We start from the raw sequence: 13,011 nt of genomic DNA, 5'->3' as shown, positions 1-13,011 counted from the left end.
GCTACAGCCCCGCCAGCCCGCGCGCCGCGACCACCGCCTCGGTGCGGTTGCGCACGTCCAGCGCGCGGAAGATGGCGGCCAGGTGGATCTTGACGGTGCCTTCGCTGATGCCCAGGTCGCGGGCGATGAGCTTGTTGGGCTTGCCCTGGGATAGCAGGCGCAGCACGTCGATCTGCCGCTCGGTCAGCAGGCCCCGCAACTGGTCCAGCGAGGTGGAGCGGGCGCCGCCGGCGGCGTCCGCCGCGGCCGGGGGCGCGCCGGCGGGTTGGTGGGACATGCCGGACAGCATCATCTGCGGCACGAACACGCCGCCGGCCAGCACCAGCCGCACGGCCGAGAGCATGACGTCGGGCGAGTAGGCCTTGGGGATGAAACCCAGGGCGCCCAGGTCGATGGCGGCGCGCATGACGTCGGGGTCCTCGACGCCGGACAGCACGATGATGGGCAGCGCGGGCAGGCGTTCGCGCAGCTCGGCGATATGGCTGTAGCCGTCGGCGCCGGGCATGGTGAGGTCGATCAGGGCCAGGTCGAGATCGTCGGTGGCCTCGTGCCGCAGCTCCTCGACCTTGAGCGCCATCCTGAATTCGACGTCGGGCCCCAGTTCGGCCAGCTTTACCTTGACGGCCTCGATGACCAGCCTGTGGTCATCAGCAATCAGGATCTTCATATTCCCCCCATATCCCTGACACCGTAAAGATAGTCGGCCCGTCCGCGCTAGGCAAGGACTGGCGGCTTGCACCAACGATATAGGCCGCTCGGAATATGGCCCGGACATATCCCGTCTGAAAGAATCGCCTTCACTTTCTACGAGGACGCGGACCATGGGACTGCACTCCCGCCCCCCGTGCCGGTCCATGCCAGGTTTATGGTCGGCGCTGCGATCGTTGTTGCTGGCGCTGGCCTGCGCGGCGGGGGTGCCGGCGTTCGCGTCGGCGCAGCCGGGCGCGGCGCCGCGCGAGGACGAACCGCCGGTGGAGGCCTGGCGCCAGTGGCGCAGCGTCCTGTTCCGGGTGCAGGCGCCCTCCCTTCCCTCGGCCGTGCCGGATGGCGCGGCGGCGGAGCCGGTCAATTTCATTTTCGGCACCATTCATTTCGGCGACCCCGAGGAGCTGGCGTTGGATACCGGCGTGATGCGGGAGGCCATGCGCCATACGCGGATGCTGGTCAACGAGGTGGACAACGACGCCCACTGGGATGCCTCGAAGGAGCGCTACCGGCTGCTGGCCGACCAGGCCGGCCTGCCCGGCCTGATCGGGCCGCAGGCGTATGCCGAGCTGCAGCGCCTGCTGCCGGGGGTGCCGCCGGCCCTGTTGCACCGCTTGAAGCCGTGGGCCGCGCTGGCGCTGCTGGAGGCGCGCGGCGAGGTGGCGGGCGAGCAGACGCTGGACCGGCGGCTGGAGCGCTGGGCGACCGACATGCAGTTGCGCACCGAGCACCTGGAAACGCTGGACGAGCAGTTGGCGGCGCTGGACTGCGTGCCGTCGGCCGAGCAGGCGCTGGTGCTGAAGCAGCGTTTGCAGACCCCCTGGCTGTTCGGCGAACAATCGGCCCGGGTGCTGGAGTACTACCGCAGCCGCAACCTGGCGGCCTGGCTGGACGAGATCGACGCGATGGTGGGGCTGGACGCGCGTGCCCGCCCCATCGAGGAGAGGGCGCGGCGCTGCCTGATCGAGGCGCGCAACGAACGCTGGCTGCCCAGGCTGGACGAGCTGCTGAGACAGGGCGGCATGTTCGTGGCCGTGGGCGCCATTCATCTGACGGGGGCCGCCGGCCTGCTGGAGCGCCTGCGCCAGCGCGGCTTCCTGATCGTGGCGGAGCCGCTGTGAACGGACGGCGGCAAGCCATGGGGAGGACACGGGAATGTTGAACCGACAGCAGGTTTTCTGGGGCCAGGGCGCGTTCCTGGCCCCGCAGCATCTGCAATGTCACGAGGAATGGGCGCGGGCCTACGGGTGGGCCTTGCACAGCCTGCACGCGCCTTATCCGCGCGGCTTCGAGGCGCTGGAACTGGACGAGCAGGCGCTGGCGGGCGGGGTGGTGCGGATCGCGCGCTATGCGCTGCTGACGGCCGAGGGCCGCTGGGTGGGCGGCGGCTCGGCCGGCGCGCCGCAGCCGGGCAACGCCCAGGTTCCCGAGCGCAGCCTGCTGGAGATGACGGTGGCGGGCAACGACCCGATCTCGCTCTACCTGGTGCTGGCCCGCGACCCCACGGTGCAGGGGCTGGCGCCGGAGCAGAAGTCGCTGTTGCCGGCGCGGCATGCGTTGCGCACGGAACACGTGGCCGATCCCTTCGATCCGCAGGCGCCCGCGGTGGACGTGGATTTCGTGGACTGCCAGCCGCGCATCGTGTGCAGCCTGGACGAGCATGCCGAGGCGGTGCTGGGCAGCGCGGAGTCGTGCAAGTTCGCCGAGATCCTGCCCAACGGCCCGGGCCGCTTCAAGCTTTCGCAGGACTACGTGCCGCCGCTGGTATCGCTGGACGCCTCGTCCAACCTGGCGCGCTGGACGCGCGCGCTGCGCGACCTGGTGGTGTCGCGCGGCCAGGATTTCGCCTCGGCCAAGCGCCAGCGCGGCATACGCGCGGCCTCGACCAGCGCGCAGGAAGTGATGCGGGTGCTGATGATGCAGACCTTCGCGCGCTACATCCCGCTGTTGCAGGAGCACGTGCGGCTGGGCATGGTGCCGCCCTGGCAGTTGTACCAGGACCTGCGGCGGCTGGTGGCCGAGTTCTCGGTGTTCTCGGAGGAGATCGGCTATGCCGGCGGCATGCAATCGAATCCCACCGAAACCGAGCTGCCGGTGTACGACCACGACGACCTGCGGCGCTGCTTCAAGCTGGCCTTCGCGCGCGCGGAAACGCTGATCAAGGCGCTGACGGTGGGCGCGGAAGTGGGCATCACGCTGGCCTACGACGGCCGCTTCCACAAGGCCGACCTGCCGGCCAGCCTGTTCGCGTCGGACAAGACCCGTTTCTACCTGGCCTTCGAATCGCCGGTGCAGGGCATGGAGCTGGCCCAGCGCCTGCAGCGCACCGGCAAGATCGCCTCGAGCGAGGAAATGCCGCGCCTGCTGCAGGCGGCCCTGTTCGGCCTGAAGATCGACCTGCTGCCGGTGCCGCCCGAGGAACTGCCGCAGAAGACGCCGAACACGACGTATTTCCTGATCGATACCCGGCACCAGTTCTGGCAGTTCATCAAGGACCGGCGGAACATCTCGATCTTTTCCGACCTCCCCGCGGACGAGACGGTCATCAAGCTGTTCCCCGTCGGCGCAGAAGAATAGCAACAAGCGCCCAACCAGGAGTCATCCATGGCACGCCTGCTGGATTTCTTTTCACCGGTCTTCTCGTTCGGGCTGGAGCTGGACGAGCGGATCGCCGCCGGCACGGCCGGCAACGGGGCCGCCGAGGTGCAGGAACACGCGCGCAAGCTGATCGCGGCCGCGAAGGCGGCGGCGCTGGCGGCCGGCAAGCGGCCCGAGCACGTGGAGTCGGCCTGCTTCGCGGTGGTGTCCTGGTTCGACGAGATCGTCACGCGCAACCCCGCGTACTGGAACAGCGTGACGCCGCTGCAGGTCGCGCTGTTCAACACCAACAACGCCGGCAACGAGTTCTTCCACCATCTGTCCATCCTGAAGTCGGACGAGGACGAGGTGCGCGAGGTCTACTACCACGCGCTGCTGCTGGGGTTCGTCGGCCAGTACTACTTCGAGACCGGCGACACCGGCGAGCTGGGCAAGCTCAAGGAATTGCACGGACGCCAGTTGCCCGTGCCGCCGGCGGCCCTGCACACGCTGCGCGAGGAACCCATCACGCCGCAGCCCTACCTGATGAAGGATCCGTCGGGACCGCGCTATCCCAAGCAGTGGGACAAGCTGCTGCTGAAGGCCGGCGCGGCGGTGGCGCTGCTGATCCCGGTCGGTTATCTGCTGTGGCTGCTGGTGGCGGGCCCGCGCGAGACCGGGCCTTCGGTGGCGGATCTGGTGCAGGGGCAATTGCAGACCTACGCCTGCTCGGAGCTGGACGCGCGGGTGGCCGACAACGGCGCGACCGCGGTAAGCGGTTTCGTCTCGCGACCCGAGGACATCGCGCGGGTGCAGGCCGACATCGCCGCCATCAAAGGCGTGAAGTCGCCCACTTTCGACGTCAAGGTGCGCATCTGGCCGCACTGCGAAGTGGTGTCGCTGCTCAAGCCCTACCGTGCCCGCAACCTCGATCGCCGGCACGGCCTGCAGGTCACCCCCACCACCGGCCACTCGGACCGCTTCACCGAAGGCGAACGCGTCACGGTCAAGCTGGGCCAGGCCGACTACGACGGCTACCTGTACGTGGACTACTACACGGTGGACGGCTCGGTCATCCACCTGTACCCCAACAAGCGCGAGCCGGAGAACGGCCGGCTGATACGCGCGGGCGAGCAGTTCAACGTGGGCGAGAAGATCCCCGAGGGCTGGATCGTGGGGCCGCCCTTCGGCCAGGAGCTGATCACGGTGGTCAGTTCGCCCACGCCGCTGTACGCGGCGGAGCGGCCCGAGTACGAGCCGGCCTCGGCCTACCTGCCCAAGCTGCGCGAGTTCCTGGACGCGCACCGGGGCAACGACAAACTGGCCGCGAATTTCCTGTTCCTGCAAACCGAACCGAAGCGGTGACGCCATGAGCTTCCTCGACCGTATCGCCCAGCCGCTGGAACGCCTGCCCGGCATGAAGAAGCGGCCCGTCCGCGTGGCCACCGCCGTCGTCCTGCTGCTGGCGATCGCCGCGCTGGTCGTGCTCGTGGCCACGCTGGTGCTGCCGCTGCTGCCCGCCCGGTTCTGGCAGGTACTGGCCCTGTGCCTGGTCGCCTTCGCCGTGCTGTGGTGGTTCGCCTCGGGCGCCAAGCGGTTCTCGCGCCGGGGCTTCGCGCGCAAGCGCATCGGCGACCTGGGCCCGGGCAACCCGGAGGACGAGAAGGTGGCGCTGGAGCGCATGCGCGCCGCCATCGCCCAGGCGCGCCAGGCCATCCAGCGTTCGCCCGAGATCGGCAAGGGCCGCGATCCGCTCTACCGCATCCCCTGGATGCTGTTCGTGGGCGACGAGCAGGCGGGCGTGGACGGCCTGCTGCGCGCCGCCAACCGGGTCTCGCCCTTCCCGCCTCCCGATCCCCAGCCCGACGGTTATTGGCGATGGTGGTTCTTCAAGTCCATGATCGCGATCGAGACGCCGCCCTCGGCGGTCTGCGACGCCTCGGCCCGCGTGGAGCGGGGGCTGTGGTACCAGGCGCTGATGCTGCTGTCCACCGAGCGGGACAAGCTGCCGCTGAACGGCATCGTCGTGTGCATGGGGGCGCGCACGCTGCTGGGCGGGCCGGATGCCGTGCGGCCGGTGGCGATGCGGCTGCGGCGGCTGGTGGACGAGGCGCTGGAACATCTGCAGGTGCAGCTGCCCGTCTATCTGGTGGTGACCGGGCTGGACCGGCTGCCCGGCTACGGCGCCTTCGCCGCCGCCGTGCCGGAACAGGCGCTGGCGCAGGCGGTGGGGCACCGGCTGTCGGATACCGAGGAAATCAGCGCGGCCACCGGCGGCAAGCTGGAAGAGCTCTACACGCCCATCGTGCAGCGCCTGCACGCGCTGCGGATCACCGCGCTGCGCGGCCAGGCCACGCCGGCCGGACGCCGGGCCATCTATGAATTCGTCGAGCACGTGCGCGCGCTGGAGCCCGGCCTGGCGACCCTGGTCGGCCTGATGCTGGAAGACAATCCCTTCCAGCGCACGCCCCGCTGGCGCGGCCTGTTCCTGACCGGGTCGCCGCCGGATACCGCCGCGGGCAAGAGCGGGGTGGCGGGCGGGTTTCTGGACGATCTCTTCACCCGCTTCCTGCCCGCCGACCAGCCGCTGGCCTCGCCCAGCTTGCGCGGCAACGCCGGCAAGATGGCGATCGCGGCGGTGGGCGTGGGCGCGATGCTGGGCTTGTCGGCCATGCTGAGCTACGGCTTCGCCAACGCCCGGCAGGACGACGGCAAGCTGCTGGCGCAGACGCAGACGGCCTGCCGCGAACCCAGCGACGCGGTGGCGGCCGCGCGCATAGGCTGGCTGGCCCGCTGCGGCCGGACCATCGAGCAGCTGGAGGTGGCGCGCGCCGAAACCGGCCTGGGATTCGGCCTGCGGCGGGCCGACTCCGACATCGAGCGGATGAAGGAACAGGTGCTGCGCGATTTCTCCAACCTGATCCTGGCGCCGTACGACCAGATCATCGAGACCGACCTTGCGCGCAACCAGGCCGGCCTGGAGCACCTGCTGGCGGTGTCCCAGCGGCTGCGCATGCTGGACCATTGCCGCCGGCAGAGTGACGCATGCCAGCAGGAGGCGGCGAACAACCTGGCCTTCGACCAGAATGCGAGGCTGTTCAGCCCTTTTGTCTCGGGTGAGCAGGACGCGCGGGCCGATCGCGAACACGCCGCCGCCCTGCTCACCACCTACATGGGCTACCTGCGCTGGCAGCAATCGGCCACGCTGGACGCGGAAGCCCAGCGCCTGCGCGCGCTCCTGGCCCGCCTGCTGGCGGCCCATACGCTTCGTCCGGACGACGTGCGCGCCTGGGCCGACCAGCGGCGTGACCCGATCGTCCTGACCGCCTTCTGGCTGCCGTCCGACCGCGTGGTGGGCGTGGAGGCGGCCGCCATGCCCCAGGTGTCGGCCGCGTTCACGCGCCAGACCTGGCGGGACGTGCTGGCCCCGCTGCTGCGCACCGCCGCCGACGCCGTTCCCGAGCGCAAGCCTGTCCTGGAAACGTTCCGAGCCCAGTACTTCAGCGAGTACTTTCGCGCATGGGGGCGTTTCCAGGCCAGGTTCTTCGAAGGCACCGCGCTGTGGCGCCCCCAGCTCGACGCCATGGGCGAGCGCGCGGGAACGGCCGAGGATCCGTACGCGCTGCTGGCCGCCGCCACCGACCGCGAGCTGCAAGGGCTGGACCTCGCGCTGCCCCTGGGCACGCGCTGGACCCGGGCGTGGGCCCGCGCCAAGGATGATTGGCTGGGCGCCTGGCGCCCCCTGGGAGGCTTCCTGGCCGATGCCGTGGCCGGGATGTTCGGCCGGTGGTGGGGCGCCGAGCCCATCCAGCCCCCCGCCTGGCTGCTGGCCGAGATCGATACCACCGAACGCGTGCTGCGCCCCCAGCGGCCGGACTACGCGCGCGCCTACCTGCGCCTGCGCGCCGACGCCAGCGGCCAGGAAGCCTACGACATCGCGGCCGAGCTGTTCCGCGCCAAGGGCGCGCCGCCCCAGCCGCCCGCCGCCGACTACGCCGCCCTGCTGTCTTCCGTGGACAAGCCGGGAGAGCAGTTCGCCGCCGTTTTCAAGGGCGACGACCTGGCCGCCTGGTCCGTGGTGCAGGGGCCGTCGCGGCTGCTGCTGTACCTGACCGTGCAGCGCGCCGGCCAGTTCGTCCAGGCCCGGTGGAACGAAAGCGTGGTCGCCGCGCTGCGCGGCATGCCCCCCAAGGAACAGGCGGATGCGCTGTACGGCGAACAGGGCCGGCTGACGGCCTTCGTGAAGGACTGGCTGCAGCCTTTCATCACCGAACGCGAACGCACGCCCACGCGCATCGCCGGCATCGGCCTGCCGCTGTCGCCCGCCTACCAGGGCATGGTCGCGGCCGAACGGCGCATCCTGTCGGCCCAGGTCAACAAGCCCTTTCTGGCCGGCAGCTTCCAGTTCTCGCAGCCCACGCGCCTAGGCGCCGCCAGCGAGGGGCCGCAGGGCACCGTGCTGGAAGTGGTCTGCCGCGAGCGCACCTACCTCGCGTCCACCCGCGCGGAGTCGCTGGCCGACGCCACGGCCCAGGTGTTCTGGTCGCCCGACAGCTGCATCGAGGCGCGCCTGCACATCTCGCTGCCCGCGCCGCCGGAGGCGCCCGTTGCCGCCGCGCCCGGCGCGGTGCCCGCGGCCGTTCCCGCTCCCGCGCCTGCCCTGGGGCCCCGCCTGACGCTGATCTATCCCGGCGCCGAGGGCTTCGCCACCCTGATCGCCGATTTCCGTTCGGGCTCGCACGCCTTCCGGCTGCCCGATTTCCGCACTTCGTACGGGCCCATCCAATGGAAGGAGCTGTCCGCCCGGCTGGCCCAGCAAGGCTTCACCGAGGCCCGGGTCTTCATGGACGTGCGCCCGTCCGACGACATGCTGCGCTTCCTGAACGCCCGCACCGAACCGGCCGCCGCGCTGCCGACCTCCATCCTGGAATGACGACCTGGAGATTCCCATGGCCATCGATATCGCCGAACTGATGCAACCCATCGCCGGGAACGATCCCTGCGGCGAGGACGCCTCGTTCTCGGACGCCTACGACCGCATCCGGGAAGCGCGCCGCGCGGACGATGCGTCGCTGTCGCAGGGCGACTGGCAGACCGAGCTCAAAACCGCCGACTGGCGGGCCGCCGCCGAACTGGCCGCCGAGGTGCTGCAAAGCCAGAGCAAGGACCTGCAGGCCGCCGTCTGGCTGGGCGAGGCCCTGATCGCCCGCCATGGACTGGCCGGCGCCGCCGACGCGATGGGCGTGCTGCACGGCCTGCTCGAGGCTTACTGGGACGGCCTGCATCCACGGCCCGATGGCGACGACCTGGAGGAACGCGCCAGCAAGCTGGCCTGGTTCAACGTCTACGGCGGATTGGCCCTGAAAAAGGCGCCGCTGACCGCTTCCGCGCCCTATGTCACGCTGATCGACTGGCAGGACTCGCGCGAGGTGGACAACCTGGCGCGCCAGAACGCCGCCGCCTACCAGGAGGCCCTGGACGCGGGCAAGCCCACGGGGGAGTCGGTGGACAAGGCCATCGAAGGCAGCGGCCCGGGCTTCGTGTCGGACACCCTGGCCGCCGTGGACGCGGCGCAGGCCGCCTTCGACCGTTTGCAGGCGCTGGTCGACCAGCGTTTCGGCCGCCAGGCGCCCAGCCTGGCCGACCTGGGCGACGGGCTCAAGCGCGCGCGCCAGGTGCTGGGGCGGGCGGCGCAGAACCTGGGGATCGCGCCCCGACAGGGACAGGAGGCCGGCGAAACCGCGGTCGTCGTTCCCACGGTGCCTGCCGCGACGCCGGCGCCCGCGTTGCAGGCCGTGCCGGCGGCCGCGGCCACGATGGCCGTGCCGCGCGTGGTGGTGGATTTCCAGGCCCGCGCCGAGCTGCTGCGCACCGTGGGCGAGATCGCCGCCCACTTCAAGCGCGTGGAGCCGCACAGCCCCGTGTCCTTCTTGCTGGAACGCGCGGTCAGCTGGGCCGACATGCCGCTGGATCAATGGCTGGCGGAGGTGGTGAGCGACGATTCGGTGCTGGGGGTGATACGGGATCGGATAGGGGTGCCGCGGGGGTGACGGGCCTTCTTCAGGCCACGACGACTTGCGTGTGCCCCGCCGCCTGACGCCTGGTTTTCCGGACGACGATATCCACGTCGCGGCCCAGCCTGTTCAGACATTCGATCATCTTCGCCTGACTGATGCCTCGGAACTTCCCTCGCAGCATCTCGGACAGCTTCGGTTGCGGCATGCCCAGGATGTTGGAGGCCTGCTGCTGCGTCAACTTGCGATCCATTAGGATCTGCGAGATCTCTCTGACCAATTCGGCCTTGACGAGCATGTCGGCGGCGTCCGGGTACCCCAGATCCGAGTAGACATTTTCCGTGCCTTGCTCAATAGGGAAATCCTTGGTGTCATTCATGCTCTGGCCTCGTACTCGTCCACACTCTTCAACCGAGCCCTGATCAGTTCGATGTCCGGCCTGGGCGTGGCAATACCACGCACGGACTTCTTCTGAAAACAATGTAGTACATAGACGGCCGACGGATAACGGATCGTATAGACAGCACGGTAAGTGTCGCCCAGGAAATCTTCGACTACCTCGAGCACACCGGAGCTGCCAAACCCCTTGAGCGGCTTCGCCTGCGGGTGCTTCTGGCCGCCCTGGGCCAGGTAGAGGGCATAGCCAAACATATTCTGCACGGCTTCCGGCATCGCGCGAAGGTCTTTTCTCGCGGACGCGATCCATCGCAGCGGCTTCAACTCGATCACCCTCATTAATTATACCTATTTATAGATATTCGACGAGATCTCGCTATCCGTTCGATCATATGAATCCATAACGTCGCCGCCCACACCACGCTGGACAATTCCGTCCTGCCTCGCAGGCAGCATTCACCCCCTACCCCTTCCGGCCTATCTCCACGTCTGGCCGTCTGGCTACTACCACCGCCGGCCCCGCCTTTCTAGACTGCACCGCATTCCCGTTCGACCGCCGGCTACGCCAAGGAGAGCGATCATGGCCAAGAAGGAAAGCACCCAGCACAAGCTCGACCGTGTCCGCGCGCCCCGGGTCCAGCTGACCTACGACGTGGAGATCGGCGACGCCATCGAGAAGAAGGAACTGCCTTTCGTCGCCGGCGTGCTGGGCGATTTCAGCGGCAAGCCCGAGGAGCCCCTGCCCCGGTTGAAGGACCGCAAGTTCGTCAACATCGACAAGGACAACTTCGACGACGTGCTCAAGGGCATGAAGCCGCGCCTGCAATACCAGGTGGACAACAAGCTGACCAACGACGGATCGCGCATAGGCGTGACGCTGAATTTCAAGAGCCTGGCCGATTTCGAGCCGGAGAAGCTCGTGCAGCAGATCGAGCCGCTACGCAAGTTGCTGGAAGCCCGCCAGAAGCTGGCCGACCTGCGCAACAAGATGGCCGGCAACGACAAGTTCGAGGAATTGCTGAGCGAGGTGCTGCAGAACACCGACAAGATCGCCCAGCTGTCCCGGGAAGTCGCGAAAGACGACACCCCCGAAGCCTGACGCACCGTAGCCACCGGAGAACGCCCATGGCCGACACCCAGCAACAAGGCGCGGCGCCCGCCGCATCCGCCGAAGCCGAGTCCGCTTCGCTGCTCGATTCCATCCTGTCGCAAAGCCGCATCGCCCGCTCCGATACCGAAAAGGAACGGGCGCGGGACCTGATCGCCGAGCTGGTCGGCCAGATCGCCGACGGCGAGGTGACGATCTCGCGCGACGCCATCGCCTCCATCGACGCGCGCATCGCGCAGCTGGACGCGGTGCTGTCCGACCAATTGTCGGCCGTCATGCACGCGCCCGAGTTCCAGCAGCTGGAAGGCAGCTGGCGCGGACTGAAGTACCTGATCGACAGCTCGGAGACCAGCACCACGCTGAAGGTCAAGCTGTTCAACGCCAGCAAGAAGGAACTGGTGAAGGACCTGAAGAGCGCCTCGGACTTCGACCAGTCGGCGCTGTTCAAGAAGGTGTACGAGGAAGAGTACGGCACCTTCGGCGGGGCGCCCTTCGCGACGCTGATCGGCGACTACGAGTTCACGCGCCATCCCGAGGACATGTACCTGCTGGAGGAGATGTCGCACATCGCCGCCTCGGCGCATGCGCCCTTCCTGTCGGCCGCCTCGCCCGAGCTGTTCGGGTTCGAGAGCTTCACCGACCTGGCGGGGCCGCGGGACCTGGCCAAGATCTTCGACACGGTCGAGTACGCCAAGTGGAAATCCTTCCGCGCGTCGGAGGACGCGCGCTATGTCGGGCTGGCCATGCCGCACGTACTGGGGCGCCTGCCCTACGGCCCGGACACGGCGCCGGTGGAGGCCTTCAACTTCCAGGAAGACGTGACCGGCAAGGATCACTCCAAGTACCTGTGGAGCAACGCCGCGTACTCGCTGGGTGCGCGCATCACCGATGCCTTCGCCCGCTACGGCTGGTGCGCGGCGATCCGCGGGGTGGAAGGCGGCGGACTGGTCGAGGGGCTGCCCACGCACACCTTCGCCACCGACGACGGCGAGGTCGCGCTGAAATGCCCGACCGAGATCGCCATCACCGACCGGCGCGAGAAGGAACTGGCGGACCTGGGCTTCATCCCGCTGGTGCATTGCAAGGGCACGGACTACGCGGCGTTCTTCTCGACCCAGTCGGCGCAGAAGGCCAAGGAATACAACACCGACGCCGCCAATGCCAATGCCCGGCTGTCGTCGCAGCTGCAATACATCTACGCGGTCAGCCGCATCGCGCACTACCTGAAGACGATGATGCGCGACAAGATCGGCAGCTTCGCCTCGAAGGCCAGCGTCGAGACCTACCTGAACAACTGGGTCGCGCAGTACGTCCTGCTGGACGACATGGCCTCGCAGGAACGCAAGGCCCAGTTCCCGCTGCGCGAAGCCCGTATCGAAGTGGCCGAGATACCCGGCAAGCCGGGCGCCTACAAGGCCGCCGCCTTCCTGCGCCCGCACTACCAGCTGGACGAACTGAGCGTCTCGCTGCGCCTGGTGGCCGAACTACCGCAGTCGGCCCGCTAATTCACCACGAGGAGTCTGAATCATGGCATTCGACGCATTCATCCAGCTTGAAGGGATCAAGGGGGAAAGCACGGACGAGAAGCACAAGGACTGGATCGAGATCCAGAACTACGGCTTCGGCGCGTCCCAGCCCCAGTCGAACACCGCATCGTCGTCGGGCAACCTCGGATCGGCGCGGGTCGAGGTGAAGAACTTCACCTTCCTGCACAACCTGGACATCGCCAGCCCCAAGCTGTTCGAATACTGCTGCACCGGGGCCACCATTCCCAAGGCGACCATCACGCTGAACCGCGCCGGCGGCCAGAAAGAGAAGTACATGGAGTACAAGCTGACCGACGTGATCGTGACCTCGGTCAACCGCGACGGCGCCTCCGATAATACGCAGGACGTACCGCTGGAAGCCGTCGCGCTGGGCTTCGGCAAGATCGAGATGACCTACAGCAAGATAGGCATCGACGGGAAGTCGTCGGGCAACGCGTCCGCGGGCTGGGACTTGAAGAAGAACGTGAAGGTGTAGAGGTCCCCCCCTACGCGCTTACGCGCGCCCCCCAGGGGGCGATGCGGGTGGACCGGCAAAGCCGGATCCACCGCATCCTGGGTCTAGTGCGGGTTTCTTGGTTTGTGGCACCGTCCTTCGTTGGCTGCCAGCGGCAGCAACGGTGTGGCGTACCAAGAAACCGGTACTAGACCCAGGGCGCCGCGGATC

General features: G+C 68.4%; 11 protein-coding genes. 8 read left to right on the top strand and 3 right to left on the bottom strand.

The window, feature by feature from the left end:
- Window position 1 precedes the first annotated feature (1 nt).
- Window positions 2-667 (bottom strand): response regulator, encoded by a 666-nt coding sequence (locus tag ABD104_RS27495; RefSeq protein ID WP_343928581.1) that lies wholly within the window; start codon window positions 665-667, stop codon window positions 2-4.
- A gap of 187 nt (window positions 668-854) precedes the next feature.
- On the opposite strand from ABD104_RS27495, the gene ABD104_RS27490 reads away from it, so the two are divergent.
- From ABD104_RS27490 to tssA, 5 genes are read left to right on the top strand one after another with little or no spacing between them, the layout of a single operon-like run.
- Entirely contained in the window at window positions 855-1,826 is a 972-nt protein-coding gene (locus ABD104_RS27490; RefSeq protein WP_343928580.1) for a TraB/GumN family protein, read from the top strand.
- Between the two features lie 34 nt (window positions 1,827-1,860).
- Window positions 1,861-3,282, top strand: coding sequence for a type VI secretion system baseplate subunit TssK (gene tssK, locus ABD104_RS27485; RefSeq protein ID WP_343928579.1), 1,422 nt, complete (start codon window positions 1,861-1,863; stop codon window positions 3,280-3,282).
- A 27-nt stretch (window positions 3,283-3,309) separates the two neighbouring features.
- Entirely contained in the window at window positions 3,310-4,647 is a 1,338-nt protein-coding gene (locus ABD104_RS27480) for a DotU family type IV/VI secretion system protein (protein ID WP_343928578.1), read from the top strand.
- Between the two features lie 4 nt (window positions 4,648-4,651).
- Window positions 4,652-8,215 carry a type VI secretion protein IcmF/TssM N-terminal domain-containing protein gene (locus ABD104_RS27475; protein ID WP_343928577.1) on the top strand — a complete coding sequence of 1,188 codons (3,564 nt, stop codon included), beginning with the start codon at window positions 4,652-4,654 and terminating at the stop codon, window positions 8,213-8,215.
- Window positions 8,216-8,231: 16 nt separating this feature from the next.
- The gene (gene tssA / locus ABD104_RS27470) at window positions 8,232-9,332 is read left to right on the top strand and encodes a type VI secretion system protein TssA (protein ID WP_343928576.1); all 1,101 of its coding nucleotides are present in this window, start codon (window positions 8,232-8,234) and stop codon (window positions 9,330-9,332) included.
- A gap of 10 nt (window positions 9,333-9,342) precedes the next feature.
- On the opposite strand, the gene ABD104_RS27465 is transcribed toward tssA, so the two are convergent.
- A complete protein-coding gene (locus ABD104_RS27465) occupies window positions 9,343-9,675 on the bottom strand; it encodes a helix-turn-helix domain-containing protein (protein WP_087840929.1) in 333 nt (110 codons plus the stop codon).
- Window positions 9,672-10,031, bottom strand: a complete 360-nt coding sequence (locus tag ABD104_RS27460; protein ID WP_087840930.1) for a type II toxin-antitoxin system RelE/ParE family toxin — start codon at window positions 10,029-10,031, stop codon at window positions 9,672-9,674. The genes ABD104_RS27465 and ABD104_RS27460 overlap by 4 nt, the downstream gene beginning before the upstream one ends.
- Before the next feature lie 241 nt (window positions 10,032-10,272).
- Between ABD104_RS27460 and tssB the strand changes: the two genes are divergently transcribed.
- The 3 genes from tssB to ABD104_RS27445 are packed head-to-tail and all read left to right on the top strand — an operon-like array spanning window position 10,273 to window position 12,822.
- On the top strand, window positions 10,273-10,791 hold the full coding sequence (gene tssB / locus ABD104_RS27455) for a type VI secretion system contractile sheath small subunit (RefSeq protein ID WP_087840931.1): 519 nt from the start codon (window positions 10,273-10,275) through the stop codon (window positions 10,789-10,791).
- A gap of 26 nt (window positions 10,792-10,817) precedes the next feature.
- A complete protein-coding gene (gene tssC, locus ABD104_RS27450; protein ID WP_338617661.1) occupies window positions 10,818-12,305 on the top strand; it encodes a type VI secretion system contractile sheath large subunit in 1,488 nt (495 codons plus the stop codon).
- Window positions 12,306-12,327: 22 nt separating this feature from the next.
- Window positions 12,328-12,822 carry an Hcp family type VI secretion system effector gene (locus tag ABD104_RS27445; RefSeq protein ID WP_087840933.1) on the top strand — a complete coding sequence of 165 codons (495 nt, stop codon included), beginning with the start codon at window positions 12,328-12,330 and terminating at the stop codon, window positions 12,820-12,822.
- Window positions 12,823-13,011 lie beyond the last annotated feature (189 nt).

Source organism: Pigmentiphaga daeguensis, assembly GCF_039523035.1.
GTDB lineage: Bacteria > Pseudomonadota > Gammaproteobacteria > Burkholderiales > Burkholderiaceae_B > Pigmentiphaga > Pigmentiphaga daeguensis.
Note: the sequence above shows the minus strand (reverse complement) of the source record. Positions and strands in the feature narration are given on the sequence as shown.